The organism is bacterium (genome assembly GCA_030247525.1).
In the GTDB taxonomy this organism is placed as follows: domain Bacteria; phylum Electryoneota; class JAOADG01; order JAOADG01; family JAOADG01; genus JAOTSC01.
The window spans coordinates 1-25,202 of record JAOTSC010000020.1 but is presented as its reverse complement, the minus strand read 5'-3'; the positions used below and the strand labels follow the sequence as shown (position 1 = coordinate 25,202).

Below are 25,202 nucleotides of genomic sequence, written 5' to 3'. Positions count from 1 at the left end.
CTACTTTACATGCCATCGCTTACGGTACCGTTACGGGTAATTGCGGCGTGCTGTAATCGCTGTGCCCGTTATGCAGCAGCCGCAGTACGATTGTCGTCTGACCGGCTGACCGTCCTTGCATCGCGAGCGTCCAAGGTTCGGAACCGGGTTGCGAGCCCGAGACAATTGTAGTATCTCCGATTACCCAACCTAACGAGTGACCTTCCTCGACTTCGGGAGTAAAAAACCCTCCCGACTGATCGACGAATTGCACATTGAAATTGACAGTTGAGTTATTCGGAACGTTAACGGCGCCGGTCACGGTACCGGCATTCACGCGGACAGTATCGTGGGTCGCCGGATTCACAAAAATTAATCCAACTGGTTCCTGTTCGACGTGAATCGGAATTACCGGCGTTCGGAAATCAAGATGATCGCCGTGGAGAACTCCAATGACGACACTGGTCTCTCCAGCCTGTTTGCCGATAATGTGAAAATCCCATGCTTCACCGGTATGTTGCTCATATTCAGCGATACTGGTGTCGGCGATAACGATGCTGATTCGGTGATGGTCAACTGATGGGACAAACTCATCGCCGTCCGGATCGATAAACCGGGTTCGGATTAGATCGGTTTCTTCCCCTAACCCAATTTCGATTTCTCCGGTTACAACACCGGAATCTACCGTCACGATTGAAACGCCATTTAAGCGTAGAATGAGACCTTCAGCTTCGGCATGATCATTGTCGGTTGGATTGGACGAGATTGGATCGTCATCTTTGCAACCGGATACAATGATTGTCGAAACTGCGAGAATAACAAAGAATAGCGCGAACCAAGGATGGCGCGACATAGTTGTCCTCCTGAGAGTGATAACAGCCTTGAGAATTAATGACTAAGAAACGAAACTGCTACACAAAGGAGGGCTGCGAGGTAGAGCAAAGGAATAATCGGGAGACGTATCGTTGTGCGTTACAAGCGGAATCGGGGTGGATGAGTCATGGATTGTAGGAGCTGACAGCTCTCCACTCTCCGGCTCCCCTGCTTGATTTGTTTGGTCGAGTTGGCAGATAACACAGTGTTCATCGCTGTTTGATGTCTTGCCAAAGTGGGTATGATTGTGCCCCTGCAGCGCAATTGGCATTGCGAGCAACGCGAACTGCAACATCCAAAAGAATAACACCCGGATGTTGCTGCTTTGCGAAATGGGTTTTGTCATATGGCAATAATACGAAATATTTTTTGAATTTGCTGGAAGTCTGTGCTTTACATCACTACATTAACAGTTGTATGGAGCAAACCACCGCTGTAACCGAATCATTGGAACAATGTCCACTTTGTCAATCGGATCGCCTTGTTACGATTGACCGGAAGTGCTGTCTACAGCGCTGTAAAACCTGTGGGTTTCTCTTCTTAAGTCCTCGTCCAACGGCAGCCGAGTTGCTTGCCTTTTATTCTCAACCTACAAAGTCCGATGAGTGGATGGTGAACGAAATGGGACGCGACGATCTCTGGATGCGGCGACTAACCAAACTCCATAGAATCCGGCGCGGTGGTTCGCTGCTCGATATCGGAACCGGCATCGGACAATTTCTACATTACGCCCAGAACTTCTTTTCGCCGGTTGCTGGTACGGAAGTCTCAGACGCAGCGATTCGCATCGCCCGCCGGAAGTATGGTTTTACCATTCACAAAGGGGAAGTAACGGAAATCGATTGGGGTGAACAACGCTTCGATGTAATCACGTTGTTTCAGGTTTTAGAGCACGTCTCCGATCCGTTGCAGATAATTCTCAAATGTTATGAATTATTGCATGAAGATGGCGTTCTAATCATCTCAGTACCGAACGAGCTACAATCACTAAAATCAAAAGTGAGAGCTTTCGCCCGACTATTCGGTAAGAAAAAATATCAAAACACTGGCAAGTATGGCATTCCCAAATTCAGTTTCAATGGGTCTTCCCCGTACTTACATCTTTCGCACTTCACGCCAAAAGTGTTGCAAGTTTGTCTGCAGCGTTGTGGCTTCGAAATTCGGGAAACTGCGCTTGATCCCTATTATGAGAATACCGGTGGGAAGAAGGCGCTACATGATTTGCATTATTTTTTCGGATCGCTCTTTTGGCGAGTATTTCACAAAAACGTGTACGATGCAATCTGGATTACCGCAGTAAAGCCCAAGCGCGAAGTTATCGATTAGAGCGTTCGTTTGCCGAATAGTATCTGAAGTAACTGCCATGCCATCCGGTATTTCCTTCGCAAACACCGTACCCCCACCGATGCGAGCATTGCCAACCAAACAGTAGGAAGTGCCACCGGATAATGTTTTCGCGTAAACAGCAAACGGTTGCGTTGTCCATAAAAATCCGTCAGTAGCGTCTTTGAGCCGCGCCGATTGTTCGCTCCGGTAACCGCGCCTTCCTTATGATAAACGATGCTCTCCGGTGCATATCGCAATTGAAAGCCTTGTCGTTTTGCCCGGGTCGCCCAATCGATTTCCTCGAAGTAGAGAAAATATCGCTCTTCCATCAATCCCACTTCTTCCAGAAACGGGCGGGATAACAGCATCGATGCACCTGATACATAATCGAGATCCCGTTCGACATCCCCAAGTCGGAAGGAAGTATTCACATTCGTGAAAACACCGATATGTTTAGTATAGGCAAACCAATGCTTAAACCAAGCGCCGCCCCTTGCCTGCACCAATTCCGGATCGTCATAATACAGCAATGTCGAACCGCAGATCCCGGTGGAATGGTTTGCTTGGAATCGTTCCACTAATTTCGATAAGGCATCGGGTTTCACAACAGTATCGTTGTTCAACAGCCAAACAAATTCCGACTCAGTATGTTCGAGGATAAAACGCAATCCAATATTATTACCAGCGGCGTATCCCCGATTCGCATCGGACTGTATAAGTGTAAGACGCGGTTGGTTTTCGTTGGAGCCAATAACTGCCGTTTCGTTGCGGGGAGAATTAACGATTGTAAGCGGAATCGGTTTTTCAATCGGAGGAAAAGTGAATTGTTTGCAGGGATGGTTTGGCAGTGAGTAATGGTTTAATTTTCCCTTTGCCCATAACCCAATTTTATCGAGCGAGCCATCCTCCGAGTTGTTATCGACAACGATAATCCGAAAAGATGAATACGCCATTCGGAACAAACTTTCCAGACACTCGATGGTATCGTTCCAACCGCGATAATTGAGAAGAAGGATGGCGACAGAAGGTGGAGAGTTCATTCTTTATAGAACATCGGTAGCAAGATCGATTGGATATTGCAACACATATCGTAGGCATCGCTTGCGTCGTCGACATCTGCGGTATATCCGGGGTAACGATACTGCGTAGCATAACTCGTGAGTAAGTTTAGATGCAAACGATCTAACGCCAATCCCGGGTAATTCGCTTCCACTTTATCGGCAAGAATTGCTAAATCGTGGGTTTTCAGGTTAGGTTGTCGGCACTTCACCAACAATGCTTTGAGTAGTTTCTCGATACATTGTTGAGAATGAAAACAGACAGCGTCGTAATTTGGTTCTTCGTCGGCAATCAATTCCCGTTTTGCCGTTCGGAAATCACCATCGGCTTTATCCAACCATTCATTCACTATGTCGTCGAGAGTTTGGCTCATCTCGATACTCCACGACCATCGACCATACGCCGATACATCTCAATGCCGTGTTCGTTTATCTCAACGATGAAAGGGTCTTGAGCATGTAGCCTTGCTTCCCAGCGATCAGGAGATTGTACGAGGATGTCAAGTGGAAAGCGTTTTTTTATCGCGGTGGCTATTTCGGCTGCCTTCCGCACCGGTTTCCCATCGAATGGTAAAATCACCATACAATCCACATCCGAGTCTTCATGAGGGGTTCCGTAAGCGTAAGAACCGAAAAGAATCACCCGCTCGGGGCGAAACAACTCGATGATCTGCTTGACCGCGTCTTCAATGTCTTTCCGGTCGATCATAGGAAACCGCGATTTCTCCTTTGCTTAAAAGTCAAGACATTCAATCGAAAATTTTCCCGGGATTCAAGATACCATTCGGATCGAACACTTTCCGAATCGAACGCATTAAACTGAGCGCTACCTCCCCATGTTCCAACGGAAAGAGGTCTTTGTGACCCAATCCAATGCCATGTTCACCGGACAGGGTTCCCCCGATTGTCAGGACATACTCTTTCAACAACTTATTCAACTGCATGCCGGCGCCCCAGCTTGCTTCATCGTTTGGGTCGGCAAGCATCAGCGCATGTAACACCCCCATGCCGCAATGCCCCAGCGTAAACAGCTCGAGTTCGGTATTGCGTTCCTTGCGTAATCGCGCCGCTTGCTCATGGACATAGCCGACGACCTGTGGAAGTTGCGCCACTGGAAAACCAACGTCGTTGCGAATAATCTGCCAGCCATCACGATACAATTTGATTGCGGGCGTGGTGTAATGCCGCACTTCCCACGGGTCTTGTCCGGCGGGAAGCGTTAACGGTTCCCCTTCGTTCGACTCGGCAACCGACGCCGCTAATTCCAAAGTCTCGGCAACCGAGGCGTCGCTTCCATGCGCTTCGAGGAAGAGCAACGGTTGCTCGACAATTCCGTAACCACGAAGTTTATTCACTGCACGAACCGTCGATTCCCCTAAGTATTCAACGGCGGCGAGATCGAGTCCATATCGCATCATCTCGGCAATCGCTGCGACGGCGGCAGTTTCCGTTGGGAAGCGGAAGGCACTTTGTCCCTTGGCTTGTGGTAAGCCTTTCAATCGCAACGTTACCCGGGTTACGATGGCAAGGGTGCCTTCACTCCCGCTTAGAAAATCGGTAAAATTGTATCCACTCGAACGTTTCACACAACGATTGCCAAAGGTAACGAGATCGCCGGCGCCAGTAACCGCCTCCAGTTCGAGAACGTGCTCGCGGGTACCACCATACTTCACCGAATAGATGCCGCTCGCATTGGTCGCCACCATCCCGCCGATGGTCGCCACGTCGGCGCTGCCACCGGGGGATGGCGGAAAGAAGAGCCCATCTTTTCGTAATCGTTCGTTCAGTTTATCGTAGATAACGCCCGGTTCGACGACTGCTTGCAGATTGTCGACATCGACTTCGAGGATGTTGTTCATCTCGGATAGATCGAGCACAATCCCATTTTCGGAGGGAATCGTATTCCCCTCCAAAGCAGAACCGGCGCCACGGGCGGTGATTGGCGTTCTTGTTGAGTTACACCATTTGACGGTTTTGATGACATCTTCAGTGGTGTGGGCGACAACTACCGCTAATGGCAGCACTGCGGCAAACGACGACTCATCCCGCGCGGCAACCGCCAGCGTATCGGGATGGGTGACGACAATATCGCCAACGCTATTTGATAAGGATTGTAACAACTCTATGTACGACACTTTACTTCCGTTTCGATAATTCTGACTCAACGATCTTTAGCAATTCTGGGAGATTATCTTGAACAATACTCCAAACGATTTCTTCGTCGATGCCAAAATAATGATGAACCATTAAGTTGCGAAATGCGACGATTTCCCGCCAAGGGATTGATGGATAGGTTAGTTTCCACACTTCTGGAAGCATTCTGACTGCTTCGCCGATCACGATTAAATTATACAAAACCGCTTCATAGCTATCGGCATCATCAACGAACTGACCGAATTTTTATCTTGCGTTAGCGTTAGAATACGGTGACCCGCGTTGCGGATATCAAAAAAAGAGTATTTCATCACGTGGCATATACGATCTCATTTCGAATGGAGTCGCGTATTGCAGGCTTTAGCATTCGCGGGGTTGCTAAATCGACAGTGCATTCAAACAGCTCTTCCAAGGCACATTTCAAACCGAAGAAACGAAGCAATGTCGTCGAACCATCGAATTCAACGAAAATGTCGATATCGCTTTCCGGGGTTGCTTCGTTTCGGGCAACCGATCCGAATACACCAAGTACTCGCACACCAAACCGTTGCTCGAACACTGGTCGGTTTTGCGTTAGCAGTCGAAGAACTTGTTCCCGTTGCATGGATTCTCCCATCAGATCAACAAAATATACGTTAGTTCTGCTTGGCATGGTAGTTTTCGTTTAAGTTTTTTTATGATACTTTCCGTATCACAGAAACAAAACTTATTTGGGAGCGCTTTGTGCCGATCTGGATACGTTACATGATTTTTATTTTGATCGCTGCAGTAATTCTGTTGGGAATGCATTGGGTTATCTACCGGCAATGGCGAATTGCCTTGAATGTCCCTCCTTCTGCGGTTTGGCTCCGGGTCGTGGTGCTCGCGTCCGCCATGTGGTATATCGGATCGGTTGCGATTGGCAGATCCTACCCGAACTTCGTTACTGAAATTATTTTCACCGGCGCTACAGTTTGGCTCGGTTTCTCGGTGTACTTCTTTCTGTTCGGCTTCGCCCACGAAGTTGTGACTGGCGTCGCATGGCTCACGAAACTCCATAAACCGTTGCATCTTGAGTTTTCGCAACTGCAACGCTACATCGCACAAGGGAGTATCGCGGTCGCAATCCTTATCTCGTTTTGGGGAATTGTGGTTGCCCACGGCAAATTTACCATTCGGCAAGTTGAACATTACATCCCGAATCTTGACCCGGCGCTGGATGGATTCAAAATCGTGATGGTGAGCGACATTCATATCGGAGCGATCCACCGCGAAGGCTTCATGCAGAAAGTGGCTGCGGGAATCAACGCGAGGAAACCGGATCTCGTACTAATTCCCGGCGATGTTGCCGATGGCGATCGCTACCGGCTTTCCGAGAAAGTTGCGCCGCTCTTGCAATTGAAAACGAAACATGGCGTATACTGGTCGACCGGGAACCACGAGTACTACACCGGCGCTGGAACCGTGGTCGATGCAATGGAACGGGCGGGCGTCCCGGCTTTGCTGAACCGCGCGGTGTATGTTGCCGACAGGAAGCTTATCATTGCCGGAGTAAACGATCCCACTGACCGCCAAATGGGCGGCGAGGGGATGCGGCTCGATAAGGCATTGGCGGGCGTCGATACCGCGCTGCCGATAATTTTGTTGAGTCATCAACCGTTGAGATTCAAAGAGGCGTTTGCCGCCGGGGTCGATGTGATGCTGTCGGGACACACCCACGGCGGACAAACTTGGCCGTTCAATTACATCGTCAACCGCATCTGGCCGGTTCCCCGCGGCATTTACCGGCAGGATAACAGCATGTTGTATGTTTCGGTCGGGATTGGAACTTGGGGACCGCCGATGCGATTGGGACAACCGCCGGAAATCGTGGAAATCGTCTTGAGACCGGGGCAAACAAAAGAGTATCTTCCCGGTAGAAACACAGTGGCGACGAAATGAAGATAAAAACCATCGGAGTGTTAGCGGTACAGGGCGATGTCGAGCCGCATCTGGCAATGCTCCAGCGGGTCGGCGCAAACAGCATCGCGGTGCGGAGAGCCGAGGAATTGCTGCTATGCGATGGGCTGATCCTGCCCGGCGGCGAGTCGACCGCCATGACCAAACTCCTGCACTTTATCGGGATGTACGACCCTCTACTCCGCTTCGCTGCGGAAAAGAAGCCGATGTGGGGCACCTGTGCCGGTTGCATCCTACTGGGAAAACAAGGGGACGATCCGCGGGTTCGTTCGCTGGGAGTGATGGATATAACTGTCGCCCGCAATGCCTATGGACGACAAACCGAATCATTCACAATGAATGTTACTCTACGCGAAGATCCCTTTCCGTTGCCGGGGGTATTCATCCGCGCTCCGATTATCTCGCAGGTTGGTGAAACGGTTCAGGTGGTCGGGACATTAGGCGAGCAAATTGTCCATGTCGAACAAGGACACCTTTGGGCGAGTACATTCCATCCCGAACTCACGAACGATGAGCGACTGCACCGGAAGTTTGTGGAGGGGTTATTTTGTTAAAGAAATGTATTTTACTGCAAAATTGTATAATATATTCCCAGCACAGTAACTGCTATACTAACAAGAGTAATGATGGAACTTACGATAGGGTTATCTAATACTCGCTTGATAAACTTCATTGCAAATCTTTTTTGATACCATTTAATTTTAATTTCTGTAATAAGGTCATCTGTTCTAAGCTTGTGTAATATTGTTGCAAAGATAAGCGTTTTAAGTTGCGTAGAGGCTGTGATATCATCGTAGTTTTTATACATAAAAGCTAGAGCTTCTGCTTTACCGTCTAAATAATCAGATCTTGGTTTATAGTTTAGCTCTGCGAGGATATCAATTTTCAACTTATCTCGGTTTTCATATCCAAATATTTTCGTTAATAATCTAGCCAAATTGATTTTGTTGTCATCGTTGATAAGAATCGGCTTTCCTCCAAGATGTTTGAATCTATATTCAATTGCTTGAAACCCAAACTTATCGTTTGTCATATGCCAATGTAAAAAAGTGCACGTTTGTCTCGCTTGTAAAAAATCAAAATAATCATTAAGTAACTGTATTTCAATTTGTTGATAAGAATCTTCAATCTTCTCCTTTGGAATGTTCATGATTGCAGCACATTTGCTTATGGAAAAACAATGAGTTTGACCTGTTTCTAAGTTTCGCAACGCTATCGCTATTATTTTTGGTAATGCCTTGTCTTTAAAGCTCTCGCAAGAATAATGTATGATATAGACATTGTTTGCATTTAAATGCAAACGATTTATTTGATCAATCGCTTTGACATAATCTTCAAGCTGAGTTTTATAATTACTCATTAGATATCCAAAATTAATCGTAAACCTTGTTCTACTCCGCTCCTCTCACTTTTGTTGAGATTGAACGAGCTATTATTTTTATTAACTGCGAACTATCGCCGCTGGTGGCTGTGCCAGCAATCAATCTTCTCGAAGGCAGTCATTCTTCCTTAACAAACAACACGATCCGGTTTAACAAAACTGTTTACTCTTCCTTTCGCTTCACCTGAAAATAGAAGCTGGGGATCATCGTGATGATGACCGCATAGACAAACAAACTGCCGGACAGCAAGGGCGGGACTTGAAAGCGCTCCCGTAATATTTCCTATAGTACAATCGTAAAGACCAAAGTAGGCAAGAGCGCTACTCCAATCCGGCGACTGGTTAGGAACGTCTCCTTGAGAATCAATTTGCGGTGCAATACAACTTGTATAATTCGAATGGGTACCGCGACGATTGTGAGCAAAATACCGATACCAAGGATCGACCAATCGATTTCATCACTATGGAAATGTTTCCCGGCATTGAAAAAATACAAGGGAATAAAGAATGAAGCAAACACTTCCACCGCATGCAGCATTTTTTCGGAAGCAATCGCCGGGATGTGCTTCTGGAATATCTGAGCAGTGATCCCGACTACGAACGCCCCCACCAGATAATAGACCCCTAAGCGGCGCGTAATCAACGAACAAACCACGGCGACCATCAAGAGAAAGGCAAACTCCGATTTCGGCGCATGGGGTACGATCCATTTCGCAAATACTTGGAAAATGATCGGGAGAATGATCATCATTCCTAATAATACGCCAAACGAAATCGCTAACCGCTGCACGTCGGTCGATTGCATAACCACAAACAAGAGCCACAAGGTCATGAGTTCAGTTGCGAGTACCGTCGATTTGATCCATTCCCGTTCGGTAGCGGATACTTTCAAGGTCGCAAGCGAATCGAATATGAATCCCGCCGACGGAGTAACGATTGCCATGGCAAAGATAATACCGGGGCGGATTGCAAGCCCGAATACGAGCCAACCCAGCCAAACCAATATCGCCATCACTAATAACTGAAAGCCAAGGTGATAAGCCAATGGCTGCCAGTGCCGACGGATTAGGACGAAATCCATTTCCAATCCGGCGAACAGGAACATCGCAACAATACCAAAAGTTGCCAATAAATCAATGGTGGTGTCCGATGGGAAAAGATGGAAGACAACACCTGCGAGTAAACCCAGCAATAAACTGGTGATTGCACTTGGGATGCGATAGCGTTGCAGCCATTTCGGTATAACGAACAACGAAAAGAGGAGCAGCGTGTACTGCACCTCGGGGACGGCGACAATTTTTTCGATGAGTATTAGAAAATCCATTACGCTCGATATATTTACATATTCCGAAAAATAGAATGGATTCTATTGTCGCTGGTGGCTGTGCCAGCGATCCATCTTTTCGAAGGCGTCCAGTACATTCTTGACTAACACCGGAACACTAAACGGTTTGGCGAAATAGTCGTTGAATCCGGCATCGAGGGCGTCGATCAAGTGGTAATGTCCGGAATACCCGGACATCGCAAAGAGCGTAACGGTGGGGTTGCGTTTCCGGATCGTACGGCATAATTCCAGACCGTTCGCACCGGGGAGTTGCATATCAATAAAGTAGATCGGAAACCATTCCCGGTCGAGGATCGTTACCGCCTCTTCCGCGCTCAAGGCAGGGACAACTTGGAATCCGGCATCGGCGAACGCATCGCGTAACAGTTCCTGTATCTTCTCGTCGTCGTCGACGACTAAGATTTTCCGATCCATGCTTGCTCCCGAAATGGTTTTCTTTTGATAAGATAGGTAATGGCGTAGACAGCCTGCAAACGCACTAAGCCATAATACGAAATCCGTTTTGTTGTTGGAATAAACAACTTTAATGGGAATTGACGAAGTGGTGCGCTACATCACGAAACTCCTGTAACAATTCCTGTTCTCCGGCAACGACGCCACCTTCCATCAAGACCCTACCGCTGGAAATCGTGGTATCGACGATGGTTCCATTTGCGCTGTACACCAGATTACTGATGTAGTCATGATTGGGTATCATCGCGAAATCGTCGGTGCGTATCAGTATCAATTCCGCCAATTTTCCGACCGCGACTTCGCCGGCATCGTATCCGAACTGACGCCACGAGTCGATGGTCGGCATTCGCCAGATTTCATGGGCGGCGCCTTGTTCGGGATCGCTCCAGGCATGTTTCTGCAAAAGCGCCGCAATCTTCATTTCGGTAAAGAGATCGAGGGAATTATTGGAACCCGCGCCATCGGTACCGAGCACAGGAACGATACCGGCGGCTTTCATCACTTTCAAATTGAACGGGCCGCCAACGGCAAGCTTCATATTCGACGAGGGATTGTGAATCACCGTAACGCCATGTTCGGCGAGCAATGCGCGGTCACGCTCGTCGACGTGAATGACATGGGCCGCTTTCAACCGCGGTGAGAGAATATTGAGTGAATGGAGATACTCGACGGGGGATAATCCGTTATGTTGTGCGCGACATTCGTCGATTTCGCGCCGTGTTTCCGATAGATGGGTATGGAAGGGAATGTTCTTTTCGGCAGTAAACTCGGAAGCCCAGCGGAGCGAATCTTCCGATACAGTATAAATCGCATGGGGACCGATCGCGAAGCGAACATACTTCGGATACTTTTCGTGGCACGACTCGTACAATTCGCCGTTTAACTGCTGTTGCGCTTTCGCCCGTTTCGAGTCGAACAGATCGACAAAGACGCCGGAGAGTACGCCATGCAAGCCCACTTCTTCCACAATACGGGCGCAAGCGTCGAAATGCCAATACATATCGCAAAAGCCGGTACAACCGGTTTTAATCATCTCAAGACACGCAAGCCGCATCCCCCACTCGACTTGGGTTTCTGTAATCGACGCTTCGAGCGGCCAGACTTTTTCCTGCAACCAACGCATGAGTGGGAGATCGTCGCCATAACTACGAAAGAGGGTCATCGCAGCGTGAGTGTGCCCATTAAAAAGTGCTGGTAACACCCGCAACTTCTTTTGTCCATCGATGATCTTGTCAACTTGTGATGAAATGAAGGCAGCTTGAGACGAAGCATCGAATGCCGCGGCAGAAGTGATAGCGTGGATGCGATCCTCTTGGATTTCGAGGGTGACGACTTGCTCTTCGAGCCAAACGTTTTTTATCAAGATCGACATGATTCGCTACTCCCAGGTAATGTACAATCGAAAAATATAGTGATTCGGTCTTGCGTTTTATAGCGATGGTAGGTATGTTACTGGTAACCCAACCCTAACGTCCGAAAAGAGGCTATCGTGAAAAATGCGAAAGTATTGACACTCATACTTATAATTTCAGCAATCTTCACAATCAACGGTTGTACATCCGTTAGTGTCAATGCCGGTGAGGAAGCGGTGATGATCAGTAAACCGCTGCTTTTTGGTCACGGCGAAGTGTATCAAACACCAGTTTCCACCGGTAGAACGTGGGCAGCGTTTACAACCAGTTATGTGATTTACAACATAATGCCTGTTAACAGGAAAGAGCACTTCGAGAATCTTATCACAAATGACAATACCCCGATTATGTTCGATGCAAATCTTACCCTGCAGATCATTAGTGGAGAAACCCCAAAACTGCATCAGAAGTTCGGAACGCATTGGTTCGAAAATAATATTCAACCAACTCTCCGTGAAGCAATTCGTGACAAAGCGTGTACTTTCAAGATGTTTGATCTTGCTGGAAAGCGGGAAGTTCTTATTCAAGTGGTTGATTATACAATAGATGCACTGAATAAACATATCAGTAAGATCGGGTTACCGGTGAAAGTTATCGGTTTGACAATTTCTCAAGTGACCCCACCACCACAAGTTTTGGAGGAGACACAACGAACAGCTGCGCAAAACCAATCGATCTTAACACAAGAAGCGCGCGCGATGGCAGAATTGTCGCGAAAGCAAGCGGAAATCAATAAAGCAGACGCCGATTTAGCGTATCAAAAACACATGGGAATGACAATCCCGCAATACCTTTCGCTCCGGCAATTGGAAATTCAAAAGGAGCAAGTAGAACTTGTGAAAGATAACAAAAATGTTACGGTGATTTTCGGAGGCGGTCAATCCGGAGTACCGATCACTTATCCCGTGAAGTGATGAATAACGCGAATCGTGTTTTTATGAACACAATTCTTCGCTCTTACGTGTAATTTCCTCGCAAAATCGATACTCGAATCTGTGTATCATTCGTTAGATTTACCTTGTACAAATATAAGATCACGTTTGTTTGAGTATGGATTTGAAGATACTTTTGGTAGATTTGGTTTGGATTGTGCCGCTTGATGAAATACCTTTCGACAAAGTGATGACTCATGGCAGACATGAGGAGTATCTGCTTGTGCTCACTTGGGGGAAGATCGTTACCGTTTGTACGATAGCGTATAAATCAAGTTAATACCGTGGGGAGAACCTTTCGTTTGCTTACGAATACGTTGAGTCCATTATGTTTGGGTGATTTGGTTGCCCGCATTCCCATCATCCAAGGTGGGATGGGGGTTGGAATTTCTTTATCGAGACTGGCGTCGGCAGTAGCGAATGAAGGTGGAATTGGGGTAATTGCAGCGGCACTGATCGGATTTACCGAATCGGATTGTTACTCAAATTACGAAGAAGCCAGCGAGCGGGCATTGCGCAAGGAAATCCAGAAAGCCCGCGCCGCCTCCAAAGGGATACTCGGCGTTAACATTATGGTTGCGCTGACCAATTATGCCGATGTCGTCCGTACTGCCATCGATGAAGGAATCGACGTAATATTTTCCGGTGCCGGGATTCCGCTTAATCTACCCTCCTTCCGCAAACCAGACACCAAGACGAAATTAGTACCGATCGTTTCCTCAGGACGCGCTGCAACGATTCTTTGTAAACGGTGGACGGAAAAGTACAACTATCCCCCCGATGCCATTGTTGTGGAAGGTCCACAAGCCGGTGGACACTTAGGATTTAAGCTGGAACAGATTGGCGATGAGGCATACGCTTTAGAAAAGTTAGTGCCGGAAGTGGTGGAAGCGGTGCGTCCGTTTGCCGAACGAGCTGGAAAGCCAATCCCGGTGATTGCGGCAGGCGGTATCTATACTGGGGCTGACATTCGTAAATATCTCGAACTTGGAGCCTCCGGGGTGCAAATGGCGACACGTTTTGTCGCTACTCATGAATGTGATGCTTCCGATTCATTCAAACAAGCTTACTTAGATGCGAAACAGGAAGACATTCAAATCATTGAAAGTCCGGTGGGTATGCCGGGGCGGGTGATACGTAATAAGTTTACTGATTCCGTGGGGCGTGGCGAGAAAATGCCACTGCAGTGTGCTTATCATTGTATCATAACCTGTGACTACAAGAATAGCCAGTACTGTATTGCCCATGCATTGACAAGTGCACAAAAAGGAAACTTCAAGAGTGGTTTTCCGTTTGCTGGTTCCAATGTTTATCGGGTGAATAAGATAGTCTCGGTGAAAGAGTTGATCGATTCGCTGATCGAAGAGTATCGAGATTCGTATATGCAGACTGCCATTGCGTAGCGAATGATTTTGTTACCATCTGCTTGACGAAATATTGATCGAACTTCCAATTTGAATGATTACATACTTTTGCATCTTACGTTCCGATTTTGTTGTCGTAACGAAATCCATTGCCGATGAATTTCTAACGAATACCTTTTCCACCACCCTATCACTCAAAAGTCTCTTACAATATTACCCTACCGATGTATGATTGCATTATAATGTGCTCCGCAATACAAATCGTATCGCGAAATCTGTTACTTTAGCTACTTGTCGCCATATCCCGAAAAAATGTTGCTTTAGTTCTGGAATATGAATATCATACAACACAATCCATAGTTCATCGATTTTACTTAGTTACTGAAACCATTCCTACCAGGAATATATTCTGCTCTTGAGATACTTGCCTCGAGCAAAGATCAATTTTGAGGAGTTACCCGATTTCGGGAAGGAAGACTTCCAAGATAACTTTTTATCCGTTTGGTAGGGGGAAGAGTGCTATGATCCGTACGAATCTCGCGAAACATTTACCACAGAGGTCTTTACTGTCGGCAATCGTGACGATACTACTTTGTTGCGGTCTGTTGTACAGCGTTTCCTATGCGAATCTCATTTCTCCAGGTCCGCTTACGAAATCCCATCGCGGATTGGAAGGGGCAACGAACTGCGGGATGTGCCATCAAATTGCTGGGGAAAAAGCAATTGCGGTTGCCAATTGCCTCCAATGCCATACCAACATAAAAAAGACGATTGATCAAAAGAGTGGATACCACGGTCGCTTGACCCAGAAGTGCGAAAGCTGTCACAAGGAACATATCGGGGTAAATGGACGATTGATTCGGTGGGATCCGAAAGCCTTCAATCATGATGAAACCGGTTACAAACTGGATGGAGCCCACGAGAAACTCCAATGCAACCAATGTCATAAAAATGCCGAGAAAACTTATCTTGGGCTCGATACGAAGTGTTTAAGCTGCCATAAGGATCAACACGGTTCCGATCTCAAGCGAACCTGTACCGAATGCCACTCTAACCTCGGTTGGAAACAGCCTCCACCCACATTCGACCATAGTAAGACGAAGTGGGCACTCACCGGGAAACATAAAGAAGTTGCTTGTCTGAGTTGCCATAAAGAGAATAAGTGGAGTAGCCTAAAGACCGATTGTAAATCCTGTCACAACGACCCGCACCAAGGGAAGTTTAGCCAGAACTGTACCGAATGCCACACGTCCGGCGGTTGGAAAAATATCGCTGGCTTTGATCATAGTAAAACCGGTTTCCCATTGGTCGGTGCGCATCTCACCCAACGTTGCGACGCTTGCCATAATCCGCGCTTAAAACCGGTGCTTGCTGAAAAGACCTGTTTCGCCTGTCACGGCGATAAACACAATGGACAACTCTCCCGCGAATGTAAAACTTGCCACAACGAAACATCGTTTAAACCCGCTCTCTATACTCTGGAGCAACACAATCAAACACCTTTCCCTTTGGCGGGTAAACATATTGAGCAGGGCTGTAATGAATGCCATAAAGAGAACAAATTCAAGTTCACTTCCGACGATAAAAAATGCTCCGGTTGCCATGCCGATAAACATAATGGACAATTGTCCAAGCAGTGTGAAAACTGTCATACGGTGAATGGTTTTAAACCATCCACGTTTACCGTCGAGCAACATAAGAAAACGAAGTTCGAGTTGGTGGGGAAACACCTTTCTACCGATTGTGCGAAATGCCATAAGGATGGTAAGTATGTCTTTACTGAACCGCAACGAGAGTGCTTGAGTTGCCATCAGGATCAACATAAGGGGCAGCTCGCTTCGACTTGCCAATCATGCCATTCACCGCAAGCTTGGAAACCATCATCGTTTACGGTACAACGCCACAACATGACTGCGTTCGCGTTAACGGGCAAACATGTTACCACCGCCTGTACGGAATGCCATAAAGACGGGAAGTACCGGATTGCCGGGGCAACCGAAAGTTGTACTGCTTGCCACAAAGATCAACACAACGGGCAATTCGGACGCAATTGCACTGATTGTCATAATACGTCTGCCTGGAAAGGCGCCGGTTCGCTATCGTTCGATCACCGGAAGACCCGTTTCCCGTTGGATGGTCAGCATCGCTCGGTTACCTGTACCCAGTGTCATACGAATGGGGTATTTCAAGGGACACCGATGGAATGCTCGCGTTGCCATACCGAGCCCCATGAAGGATTATTGGGAAATCAATGCAACGATTGTCACCGTACCTCGCGATGGAACGATCTCAGCTTCCGGCACAATCAAACGAACTTCCCGTTAACGAACAAACATGCGACAGTCGCCTGCAATGAGTGTCACAAGACCCAGCGCTATGTCGATGTAACAAACGATTGTTATTCTTGTCATACCCGGGACTATACACAGGCAGCGCAGCCGGTACACAGTGCCAATGCATTTCCGCCCAATCAATGCATCAATTGTCACCGCAGTGGCGGACCTAATTGGAAACCGGCAAGTTTCCGGCATAACGAAGTGTTTACTTTAAACAACCAACATGCGGTTACTCAGTGTACGGAGTGTCATGTCAACGGCAGATATGCCGGTACACCGCGGGATTGTTACGGTTGCCATCAATCGAATTATTCGCAAGCGAGCAACCCCACTCACACGGCAGCTGGCTTTCCTACCGCGGAATGCGCGAGTTGCCATCGTGACGGCGGGCCCGATTGGCGGCCGGCAACCTTTGCTGCTCATAACACCGTATTCCCATTAAACAACCGGCACGGGCAAATCGTGTGCGCGAGCTGTCATACAAATGGACAATACACCGGCACGCCGCGCGAATGTCAAAACTGCCACCAAAGCGATTACCAAGGGGCGACCAATCCCGTCCATTCGGCAAGCGTCTTTCCCCAGACCGAATGCCGGGACTGTCACAGCGATGGCGGCCCCAATTGGCAACCGGCAAACTTTAATCACGACCGTGTTTATGTATTGCAAAACCGCCATCGTACCCCGCCGCGAGAATGCAATGAATGCCATATCAACAACCAATACAGCAATACCCCGACAACTTGTTGGGGTTGTCATGAAAATGATTTCAATGAAGCGGTCCAAGAGGAACCGGAGCACCGGAACTACTCTCACGATTGTATTCCCTGCCACCTACCTTCCGACAACGATTGGGATGATGGCGGAAACCGGTTCAACAATCATGCGACGTTCCCGTTAAACGGCACCCATGCATCGCCGAGCCCCACCCGGTGCGATCAGTGCCATACGACCGGTCAATATACCGGCACACCGCGGGAGTGCATTGGTTGTCATCAAACGGCATATCAACAGACGCTGAATCCAGTGCACGTCGAAGAATTCTTCCCAAGTGCCAACTGCAATACCTGTCATACGAGTGGTGGAACAGATTGGCATCAAGTGGTGTATACTCATACCACCACATTTCCATTGGTGAACGATCATCAATCGCCGGCACCTACCGCTTGTAACGAATGCCATACCAATACCCAGTATGCGAGTACGCCGACCGATTGCTATAGCTGTCATCAAACCCAATACCAAGGCGCAACGAATCCACCGCATACTACGTCAGGTTTCCCGCCTTCAGCATGCGCGACGTGTCATGCTAATGGCGGGCCAAACTGGAGTCCTGCGACTTTCCCGCACACCGTTTTCCCGTTGGTAAACGATCATCAGTCGCCTACTCCGACGGCATGCAATGAATGTCATACCAATGGGCAGTATGCGGGTACGCCTTCTGATTGTTACAGTTGTCATCAAACGCAATATCAGAATGCAACCAATCCTGCTCATACCGCTGCTGGTTTCCCGTCGTCGGCTTGTGCAAGTTGTCATACCAGTGGTGGTCCCGATTGGCGGCCTTCAACATTCGCCCATACGACGTTCCCATTGTTGAACGATCATCAGTCCCCCACACCAACTACATGCAATCAATGCCATTCCAATGGGCAATATGCCGGAACACCCTCCGATTGCTTTAGTTGCCATCAAACGCAGTATCAGAGCGCAACGAATCCGGTACATACCGCACAATTTTTCCCGTCGGCGAATTGTGGAACTTGTCATAGCAATGGCGGTCCAGCATGGCAACCAGCAGCGTTTACTCATTCAGCGTATACCCTGATGAATGATCATCAATCCCCCAACCCCACGGCATGTAACCGCTGCCATACGAATGGACAGTACACTGGAACACCAACCAACTGTTATAGTTGCCATCAAACGCAGTACCAAGGTGCAACGAATCCGGTACATACCGCACAATTTTTCCCGTTGGCGAATTGTGGCACCTGCCACAGCAATGGCGGTCCGGCATGGCAACCTGGTGTCTTTACACATACGACCACCTTTGCGTTAACGGGGAATCATCTATCGCCGAATCCGACCGATTGCAATGAGTGCCATCCAAATGGACAATACACCGGGACTGCTTCCGACTGTTACAGTTGTCATCAAACCGATTACACCGGCGCGACCAATCCGGCACACACCGCGGCGACTCATCCCGTGTCCGCTTGTAACACTTGTCATACCAGCGGCGGTCCGAATTGGAATTCGAGTTTCAACCATGCGACAGCATTTGCACTGCAAGGACGCCATACCCAAGCGACTTGTACCGAATGCCATTTGAACAATCAGTATAGCGGCACCCCGCGTGACTGTTACCAGTGCCATATTCGAAGTAACCCGAATATCTATCCCGCGGATCATCAAGCATCGTCGAATATCATGACGACCAATTGCGTTACTTGTCATTACGCGACCGACAATGCTTGGACACAAGGTCGCTTAAGTAATCACACCTGGTTCCCGATCACGTCTGGTCGACATCGCAATATCACTTGTGCGAACTGTCATACCACTTCGACCACCTACATTTTATTCAATTGTATCACTTGTCATGGTGGGTGCAATAGCATTAATGGAGATCATAACGGCGTTTCGGGTTATCAATGTTTGGATGCGAGATGCTACCAGTGTCATCCCGATGGTAGCGAAGGACCGAATTTGCGCAATCGAATCCGCGAGGGGGGGTTAGAGCAGCGTGGACATTAAAAGAATTTCGCGCTTGATTGTGCGCAGACCTCGAATGGTAGTTATGACGGTTGCCCTCTTGCTCGGAAGCAGTTGGGGATTAGCAAATCCGATTGTAAATGGGCGGTTCTCTGCGGGAATGTACGGTTGGAATGCCGATGGCGGTTCCGAAGGGTTTGAACCGTCGATGCGTGGCAAAGCGAGTTTCGAGCAATTGTTTGGCGGTAAATTTCACGGACAAGTAGATGCCCGATTACGTCGGGATTTTCGTAGTTCGTACAGCCAAACCCGATTATATGAGTTGTGGTTGGGTTGGCAACCCGATTCGGTATTTGAATTGCAAACTGGACGCTTAGGGAGTCGTGGTTTTGGTGGAATTGGTTTCCTCGATGGCGGACGCGCGATTTACCGAATAAACAAACAACAGGAGGTGTCGGCATTCGGCGGCATCGAACCGGATGTAACAACCAATGGCATCGGCAATGAAACTCAGAAATTCGGTATCGCAACTGAGTATCTACCCAGTTCCGGTAATCGGCTTGGCGTATCCATTCTCGAACAACAATTCAAAGGGGAAACCGATCGCAGATTACTTAGTGAATTTGTGATGTGGATGCCTTCGCCGGGATTTTTCATTTATCATAGTAGTGAAACCGATTTCGTTTGGCGCGATAACAATACCGATAAATCGGGTTACGAATCAGCGATTTATAACTCACCCTCAATGAAGCGCCCCGGCAAAGCGAGTGGCGATTCCGGCAATCGGTTGCCTATCGTCGAAATCTAAAACCGTTACGTTCGTTGTATTCGATTGCCGACACGCTATTTGAATCCGATCCCCGCTATGACTTCTCGGTCGGAGCAAATTGGCGGGCAAAATCATACCTATCATTACGGGGTGATGCCCGTTGGCAACGCCGCAGTTCCGACAATGAGACCGGAGTGTCTTTGAGTGCCGGCGCAACCGCCAATACCCTTTGGACGACACCGCTCTATGCCAATCTTGGGTATCGCTACAACAATAATTTGTACTACTACGGAAATGGGGTGGACATCTCGTTGGAACGGGAACTCGTGCAACGTTTAACCGGAAGAATGGAATGGGGTTGGGAAGCGAATCAATACTTGAATGCCGACAGAAAACCCGGTTCGCAATTTGTCCTAACTCATGGCGGTGCATCCCTTTCCTATTGGTGGAATGACTGGAGCTTCGGAAGCGGGGTCGAACTTTGGAACACCGACTCCGGTCAAGAGATTCGCTGGATGCTCGATACCAGTTTCCGTTTACGTAGCGTTCCCAACAAGTAACCAAACGATCCCTTGCGACTATGAAAACATTCTCGAAAATCTTGCCATATCTGCTTGCCGCTGTGATGATCGGAGTTTTTTTAACTCTAATGTTACGCGGTTATCCGTACTATAGTCTTCCCGTTTACGACAGCCCCGAAGTAGAAATCAGCCGCTCATTTTCACCGATGCACGATCACTGGAAACCGGGCGGAACGCTGGGGCACGGACTCGGCATTCTCGGGATGCTCATGATGCTCTCGATTCTGGTGTATTACGCACGGAAGCGGGTATCGTGGATGAAAAATTGGGGACCGATACGGATTTGGCTGCAAGTACACATCTTCATGGGTCTCTGCGGGCCGATGCTCATTCTCTTTCATAGCACTGGAAAAGTCGATGGTTTGGTTGCCTTGAGTTTTTGGGCGATGTGGGGTGTCGTACTTTCCGGTATCATTGGAAAATGGTTGTACAGTCAAATTCCGAAGTCGCTGGCTGGTTCCGAATTGTCGATGCAGGAATTGATGGAAGAAGACCGGCGACTGGTGGGGGCGTTGCGGAAAGAACTGGGATTACAACACCCCATCTTCGATAAAATCGACGCCATCTCATCGATTCCGGAAGGAGTGCAAGGCGCCGATGCACTTACGGCATTGAAGTTCATCATACAAGATGATATTAGCCGGGTTCGTCAAATCCGCGAACTAAAACAAGCTATTGCGAGCGAGGGAATTGCTTCGGAACAAGCGAAACGCATTCTTGCGTTAGCAAAGCGGAAATCGCTGCTCGTCCGCAAGATGCGGTTGCTTGACACTGCACAAGCATTGTTTCACTGGTGGCACGTGTTTCATAAGCCTCTGACCTATTTGATGTACGGCGCGGCGGCGATTCATGTCACTGTAGCAATCTTTTTAGGGTACCGTTGGTTTTAACAGGATCGAGACGTTAGCATGGATTCGCTGCTCATATTTGTTATTGCGATTGTCTTCATGGGAATCCCCATTCACCTCCACTTGAAAAAACTGCGGAAGCAATCGACTCACGTATCATCGGGAACCGGTAGCACAGGGGCGGGCATCAAGGTCTCACTGCCGACCGTGTCATGCTCGCAGTGCAACACTCCGGTAACGAAGAGTGCGATTTTTTGCTCTAAGTGCGGTACGCCCCTCGCGATGTACGATTTGAAAAAAGCCCCGATTGTCGATCCCAATTTGCCGGAAGACGAAACCGCGCCGCTCAAGCCCGCCATCGATGTTGGCAGTTGTATCGGTTGCGGTTCCTGCGTTTCAGTCTGTCCGGATAATGCGTTGGCGTTAGTGAATCATAAGGCGGTATTGCCCGATCCCGCACTTTGCACCGGCGCCGCGAAATGCGCTTCAGTCTGTCCAACCGGCGCATTGGTGTTGGTACGGTTAGGGAGTGGGCGGAAAGTGCAAGTGCCATTCGTACAAGAGAATTTTGAGACGAATATTCCCGGCTTGTACATCGTCGGTGAATTGGGCGGGATGGCGCTGATCAAACATGCCGTCAATGAAGGCAGAATGGTGATAGATAAACTGCTGGGAAAAATCGCACCGAAAGAAGGCGTTTTCGATACGATTATCGTAGGCGCTGGACCCGCGGGATTATCGGCGGCACTGTCGGCGAAGAAGCATAATTTAAATGCATTGACCATCGAAGCGGAAGAATTGGCGTCGACGATCCGTAAGTATCCCCGCAATAAATTCGTGATGGCGGAACCATTGGAAATTCCCCTCTACGGGAATCTGTGGGTACAGGATACTTCGAAGGAAGCGTTACTCGATGTGTGGAAAACGATTGTCCAAAATACTGGAGTCGCGATTCAGGAACATACCCGTTGTGTGAATATCGTGAAGCAATCCGATGGACATTTCGCCGTGAAAACCGATACCGACGTGTTTTCTGCCCAGACCGTCATATTAGCGGTTGGTAAACGGGGTACCCCGCGAAAATTAGGGGTACCGGGCGAAGAGCTATCGAAAGTGACCTACCAATTAATCGATGCAACGGAGTATCACGATACCGATGTCTTAATCGTCGGCGGCGGCGATAGCGCACTGGAAGCGGCGATGGCATTGTCGAACCAAGGCTCGAACCGCGTTACGATGAGTTACCGGAAAAATAGTTTTGCCGGAGCGATGGCGCGTAACCGGGAAGCGTTGGATCAAGCGGTTGCCAAGAAACGCATCGAGGTACTGTACGAATCGAATCTGGTCCGCATAACCGATACCGATGTTGTGTTACGCTTAAAGGATGGCAGTGAACGCACTGTCCCGAATCGATTTACTTTCTTGATGTTGGGCGGCGAGTCCCCGAACGAATTCCTGAAACAAATGGGAGTCGACATCGTTACCCGGATGCTGCCGGTGGTGTAGTCACTCGCAAAAATCAATTGCTTGCTTGACCTGCTATAGAAAGCAGGAAAGAGTAAAAGTGTTGTGTCTAGTAGTTAGGACGAGGTAGGTCAATGTGTTTCTCTTCTCACAGAGTACCCACAAACGCTCATCGCCTGTAGTTGGAATTGTATACATCATTCAAAATGATACGAAAGTTGATACTGCAAAAACATAGTAACTCGAATCATTTCCGTATAATTAAAACTAAAATCAAAAGATGACGAAAATATGTGAAAGATACTTTCAAACGTTTGCTAAGTAAAAAATAAACAGTAGATTAGAGATGTTCTACTTGTAAACGACTTCTAGCTATGAACGGAAAGGGATATGTAAGATGTCAAACAGTAAGCATATAACTGGCATGGCAGGTGTACACTATGTTTGTTACAAGCTCTCGAAACAAGGTTTTTGTGTGACGGTGACTTCAAGGAACGCAAAAGGAGTTGATGCCATTGTTTACAGTGAGACAACAAAACAAAACTATCTGCTTCAAGTTAAATCTCTCAGCAAGAATATACCAGTCACAATTACTGACACTCATAGTCTCAAGATTGCCAACTATCTAGTAATCTGTTACAACTTATTAAAAGATGAACCACAACTAAGATTTATCAGTACAGATGAGGTCGTTAAATATCTTAGAGAAATAAATTATGCGTCAGGAAAGAAGATTCACATTATAGCTTATAGTGATTACAAGAACTTCGACACAACCTTACATAGATTCAATTGAACTTTACTATAGTACTGTTCGAGTTTTCGCTAAGAAAAGGAGTGGATAATGTCTGATGTCAAAATAGCGAACTTCCAACTAATTCCACAAGAAGTACTTGTTGGTCAAGTTGGAGAACTGATCATAACGTCTCATCGAGTTACGATTGATGAAAACACGTTCTATACAAATCAGATATCGTCATGTCGTGTAGTTGCAGAAGAAAAGACAGACGAAAATGACCCTGAATATAAACAAAAGAAGGGAATTGGCTGTTCAATCATGATCGTTTGTATTATTTTGGGTTCATTGATCGGTGCAACAGCGATAAGCGAACCTTTAGGTATAATAATCGGTATTTTTGGTGGTGTAATTGGTTTTTTTGTTTATGCTTATGCAAAACCTAGAAAATACAATGAGTATAAAGTTCAAATTGGCATGCCTCATGGTGAAATCCCAATTTATATCAGTAGAAGCGAGTCAGAGAGTAGCAAAATTCTAGTTTTCATCAATCAAGCACTAGGTATGAGAGCATAAGTCAATAAGAATCACTTTACTGGGCGGGCGTGGGAGCCCGCCCCTACCCCGAGATAGGAATGATACACATTACAAAATCGGATTCGCGAGGAATGGAACGAAGTATCCTGCGAAGTAGATTCGAAGCAGAATGATGTCGCGATCTCAAAAAAAAACAGTTGTATCTAACAATGAGATTGCCACTATCCAAGCCGCGTAACGTGATAACTCCTATTGCCCATCCCCTGTGATAAAGCTAACTTAAACGATTATGAAAACTATCGTCGACCTTATCGAAGCGAAACAAGCCGGGTACGAACTCACACCCGAAGAAATCAAACAAATCGTCCTCGGATACCACCGCGAAGAAGTGCCCGACTACCAGATGGCGGCATTCTTGATGGCGGTCTTTTTCCGCGGCATGGTGCCCGCCGAGACCTCAGTACTGCTCGAGACCATGGTCGAGACCGGCGAGCGGCTCCGTTGGGAGGGCTTGCCGGGTCCGGTCGTCGATAAACATTCGACTGGCGGCGTCGGCGATAAAATCTCCCTTATGCTCGCCCCGCTCTTGGTTGCCGATGGTTGTTACGTCCCGATGATTTCCGGCCGAGGTTTAGGTCATACCGGCGGTACCCTCGATAAACTTGATGCCATTCCCGGATTTCAGACCCGATTATCCCTCGAAGAGATCAAGCAACTCCTCCCGAAAATCGGTTGTGTCCTCGCCGGACAGACTGCCGAACTCGCGCCAGTCGACCGCAAGATGTATTCGCTCCGCGATGTTACTGCGACGGTACGCGCCGTGCCGCTCATCACCGCATCCATTCTCTGCAAGAAATTATCCGAAGGGCTTGATGGTCTGGTGATCGATTTGAAAGTCGGACGAGGCGCGTTTGCCGATTCGATGGATTTTGCCCTCGCCCTCGCCGATTCGCTCTACCGGAACGCTTCCCGCGCAAACATCGCAACCCGGGTATTAT

Annotated in this window: 23 protein-coding genes and 1 pseudogene; 12 read left to right on the top strand and 12 right to left on the bottom strand. The window is 48.0% G+C overall.

The features are described 5' to 3' along the window. Nucleotides 1-19 precede the first annotated feature (19 nt). Together OEM52_03415 and OEM52_03410 are read right to left on the bottom strand one after the other, a co-directional pair. Nucleotides 20-832 (bottom strand): hypothetical protein, encoded by an 813-nt coding sequence (locus OEM52_03415; protein MDK9699187.1) that lies wholly within the window; start codon nt 830-832, stop codon nt 20-22. Nucleotides 833-874: 42 nt separating this feature from the next. Beyond that, nucleotides 875-1,198 carry a hypothetical protein gene (locus OEM52_03410; GenBank protein ID MDK9699186.1) on the bottom strand — a complete coding sequence of 108 codons (324 nt, stop codon included), beginning with the start codon at nt 1,196-1,198 and terminating at the stop codon, nt 875-877. A 23-nt stretch (nt 1,199-1,221) separates the two neighbouring features. On the opposite strand from OEM52_03410, the gene OEM52_03405 reads away from it, so the two are divergent. Beyond that, entirely contained in the window at nt 1,222-2,178 is a 957-nt protein-coding gene (locus OEM52_03405) for a class I SAM-dependent methyltransferase (protein ID MDK9699185.1), read from the top strand. Here OEM52_03405 and OEM52_03400 read toward each other — a convergent pair. The 6 genes and pseudogenes from OEM52_03400 to OEM52_03375 form a co-directional block, all read right to left on the bottom strand. Continuing rightward, nucleotides 2,175-3,218 (bottom strand): glycosyltransferase family 2 protein, encoded by a 1,044-nt coding sequence (locus OEM52_03400; GenBank protein ID MDK9699184.1) that lies wholly within the window; start codon nt 3,216-3,218, stop codon nt 2,175-2,177. The genes OEM52_03405 and OEM52_03400 overlap by 4 nt on opposite strands. Then, nucleotides 3,215-3,610: a HEPN domain-containing protein gene (locus tag OEM52_03395; GenBank protein MDK9699183.1), complete on the bottom strand. Its 396-nt coding sequence runs from the start codon at nt 3,608-3,610 to the stop codon at nt 3,215-3,217. Before OEM52_03395 ends, OEM52_03400 begins: the two co-directional genes overlap by 4 nt. Then, a complete protein-coding gene (locus tag OEM52_03390; GenBank protein ID MDK9699182.1) occupies nt 3,607-3,945 on the bottom strand; it encodes a nucleotidyltransferase domain-containing protein in 339 nt (112 codons plus the stop codon). The genes OEM52_03395 and OEM52_03390 overlap by 4 nt, the downstream gene beginning before the upstream one ends. A gap of 40 nt (nt 3,946-3,985) precedes the next feature. Then, the gene (locus tag OEM52_03385; protein MDK9699181.1) at nt 3,986-5,371 is read right to left on the bottom strand and encodes an FAD-binding oxidoreductase; all 1,386 of its coding nucleotides are present in this window, start codon (nt 5,369-5,371) and stop codon (nt 3,986-3,988) included. A 1-nt stretch (nt 5,372) separates the two neighbouring features. Next, nucleotides 5,373-5,615, bottom strand: a pseudogene (locus tag OEM52_03380) (DUF86 domain-containing protein). A gap of 85 nt (nt 5,616-5,700) precedes the next feature. After that, entirely contained in the window at nt 5,701-5,994 is a 294-nt protein-coding gene (locus OEM52_03375; protein MDK9699180.1) for a nucleotidyltransferase family protein, read from the bottom strand. A 119-nt stretch (nt 5,995-6,113) separates the two neighbouring features. Between OEM52_03375 and OEM52_03370 the strand changes: the two genes are divergently transcribed. Further along, nucleotides 6,114-7,310 carry a metallophosphoesterase gene (locus tag OEM52_03370; protein ID MDK9699179.1) on the top strand — a complete coding sequence of 399 codons (1,197 nt, stop codon included), beginning with the start codon at nt 6,114-6,116 and terminating at the stop codon, nt 7,308-7,310. Next, a complete protein-coding gene (gene pdxT, locus OEM52_03365; GenBank protein MDK9699178.1) occupies nt 7,307-7,882 on the top strand; it encodes a pyridoxal 5'-phosphate synthase glutaminase subunit PdxT in 576 nt (191 codons plus the stop codon). Before OEM52_03370 ends, pdxT begins: the two co-directional genes overlap by 4 nt. 11 nt (nt 7,883-7,893) lie before the next feature. Here the strand turns inward: pdxT and OEM52_03360 are convergent, their stop codons facing one another. The 4 genes from OEM52_03360 to OEM52_03345 all read right to left on the bottom strand — a co-directional run bounded on the left by OEM52_03360 (nt 7,894) and on the right by OEM52_03345 (nt 11,879). Beyond that, entirely contained in the window at nt 7,894-8,688 is a 795-nt protein-coding gene (locus OEM52_03360) for a hypothetical protein (GenBank protein ID MDK9699177.1), read from the bottom strand. A 304-nt stretch (nt 8,689-8,992) separates the two neighbouring features. Then, nucleotides 8,993-10,033 carry a cation:proton antiporter gene (locus OEM52_03355; GenBank protein ID MDK9699176.1) on the bottom strand — a complete coding sequence of 347 codons (1,041 nt, stop codon included), beginning with the start codon at nt 10,031-10,033 and terminating at the stop codon, nt 8,993-8,995. Between the two features lie 42 nt (nt 10,034-10,075). Next, nucleotides 10,076-10,468, bottom strand: coding sequence for a response regulator (locus tag OEM52_03350; GenBank protein ID MDK9699175.1), 393 nt, complete (start codon nt 10,466-10,468; stop codon nt 10,076-10,078). Between the two features lie 109 nt (nt 10,469-10,577). Beyond that, nucleotides 10,578-11,879, bottom strand: a complete 1,302-nt coding sequence (locus tag OEM52_03345) for an amidohydrolase (GenBank protein ID MDK9699174.1) — start codon at nt 11,877-11,879, stop codon at nt 10,578-10,580. 117 nt (nt 11,880-11,996) lie between these two features. Between OEM52_03345 and OEM52_03340 the strand changes: the two genes are divergently transcribed. The 9 genes from OEM52_03340 to OEM52_03300 all read left to right on the top strand — a co-directional run. Continuing rightward, nucleotides 11,997-12,833 (top strand): SPFH domain-containing protein, encoded by an 837-nt coding sequence (locus tag OEM52_03340; protein ID MDK9699173.1) that lies wholly within the window; start codon nt 11,997-11,999, stop codon nt 12,831-12,833. Nucleotides 12,834-13,153: 320 nt separating this feature from the next. Then, nucleotides 13,154-14,254 carry a nitronate monooxygenase family protein gene (locus OEM52_03335; GenBank protein ID MDK9699172.1) on the top strand — a complete coding sequence of 367 codons (1,101 nt, stop codon included), beginning with the start codon at nt 13,154-13,156 and terminating at the stop codon, nt 14,252-14,254. 482 nt (nt 14,255-14,736) lie between these two features. Next, nucleotides 14,737-19,311: a multiheme c-type cytochrome gene (locus OEM52_03330; GenBank protein MDK9699171.1), complete on the top strand. Its 4,575-nt coding sequence runs from the start codon at nt 14,737-14,739 to the stop codon at nt 19,309-19,311. 43 nt (nt 19,312-19,354) lie between these two features. Beyond that, a complete protein-coding gene (locus OEM52_03325; protein MDK9699170.1) occupies nt 19,355-20,077 on the top strand; it encodes a hypothetical protein in 723 nt (240 codons plus the stop codon). 14 nt (nt 20,078-20,091) lie between these two features. After that, a complete protein-coding gene (locus tag OEM52_03320) occupies nt 20,092-20,598 on the top strand; it encodes a hypothetical protein (GenBank protein ID MDK9699169.1) in 507 nt (168 codons plus the stop codon). A gap of 20 nt (nt 20,599-20,618) precedes the next feature. After that, nucleotides 20,619-21,509: a hypothetical protein gene (locus OEM52_03315; protein MDK9699168.1), complete on the top strand. Its 891-nt coding sequence runs from the start codon at nt 20,619-20,621 to the stop codon at nt 21,507-21,509. Between the two features lie 18 nt (nt 21,510-21,527). Next, the gene (locus OEM52_03310; protein ID MDK9699167.1) at nt 21,528-22,973 is read left to right on the top strand and encodes an NAD(P)-binding domain-containing protein; all 1,446 of its coding nucleotides are present in this window, start codon (nt 21,528-21,530) and stop codon (nt 22,971-22,973) included. A gap of 802 nt (nt 22,974-23,775) precedes the next feature. Next, nucleotides 23,776-24,243 carry a hypothetical protein gene (locus tag OEM52_03305; GenBank protein MDK9699166.1) on the top strand — a complete coding sequence of 156 codons (468 nt, stop codon included), beginning with the start codon at nt 23,776-23,778 and terminating at the stop codon, nt 24,241-24,243. A 250-nt stretch (nt 24,244-24,493) separates the two neighbouring features. Continuing rightward, nucleotides 24,494-25,202: thymidine phosphorylase (locus OEM52_03300; protein ID MDK9699165.1), on the top strand; the 709-nt coding region annotated here is incomplete at its 3' end.

What these genes read in the sequence shown, in the direction of transcription:
- OEM52_03415 (MDK9699187.1), bottom strand. Translation starts at nt 832, where the DNA reads ATGTCGCGCCATCCTTGGTTCGCGCTATTCTTTGTTATTCTCGCAGTT.
- OEM52_03410 (MDK9699186.1), bottom strand. Translation starts at nt 1,198, where the DNA reads ATGACAAAACCCATTTCGCAAAGCAGCAACATCCGGGTGTTATTCTTT.
- OEM52_03400 (MDK9699184.1), bottom strand. Translation starts at nt 3,218, where the DNA reads ATGAACTCTCCACCTTCTGTCGCCATCCTTCTTCTCAATTATCGCGGT.
- OEM52_03395 (MDK9699183.1), bottom strand. Translation starts at nt 3,610, where the DNA reads ATGAGCCAAACTCTCGACGACATAGTGAATGAATGGTTGGATAAAGCC.
- OEM52_03390 (MDK9699182.1), bottom strand. Translation starts at nt 3,945, where the DNA reads ATGATCGACCGGAAAGACATTGAAGACGCGGTCAAGCAGATCATCGAG.
- OEM52_03375 (MDK9699180.1), bottom strand. Translation starts at nt 5,994, where the DNA reads ATGCAACGGGAACAAGTTCTTCGACTGCTAACGCAAAACCGACCAGTG.
- pdxT (MDK9699178.1), top strand. Translation starts at nt 7,307, where the DNA reads ATGAAGATAAAAACCATCGGAGTGTTAGCGGTACAGGGCGATGTCGAG.
- OEM52_03360 (MDK9699177.1), bottom strand. Translation starts at nt 8,688, where the DNA reads ATGAGTAATTATAAAACTCAGCTTGAAGATTATGTCAAAGCGATTGAT.
- OEM52_03355 (MDK9699176.1), bottom strand. Translation starts at nt 10,033, where the DNA reads ATGGATTTTCTAATACTCATCGAAAAAATTGTCGCCGTCCCCGAGGTG.
- OEM52_03350 (MDK9699175.1), bottom strand. Translation starts at nt 10,468, where the DNA reads ATGGATCGGAAAATCTTAGTCGTCGACGACGACGAGAAGATACAGGAA.
- OEM52_03345 (MDK9699174.1), bottom strand. Translation starts at nt 11,879, where the DNA reads ATGTCGATCTTGATAAAAAACGTTTGGCTCGAAGAGCAAGTCGTCACC.
- OEM52_03330 (MDK9699171.1), top strand. Translation starts at nt 14,737, where the DNA reads ATGATCCGTACGAATCTCGCGAAACATTTACCACAGAGGTCTTTACTG.
- OEM52_03325 (MDK9699170.1), top strand. Translation starts at nt 19,355, where the DNA reads ATGACGGTTGCCCTCTTGCTCGGAAGCAGTTGGGGATTAGCAAATCCG.
- OEM52_03315 (MDK9699168.1), top strand. Translation starts at nt 20,619, where the DNA reads ATGAAAACATTCTCGAAAATCTTGCCATATCTGCTTGCCGCTGTGATG.
- OEM52_03310 (MDK9699167.1), top strand. Translation starts at nt 21,528, where the DNA reads ATGGATTCGCTGCTCATATTTGTTATTGCGATTGTCTTCATGGGAATC.
- OEM52_03305 (MDK9699166.1), top strand. Translation starts at nt 23,776, where the DNA reads ATGTCTGATGTCAAAATAGCGAACTTCCAACTAATTCCACAAGAAGTA.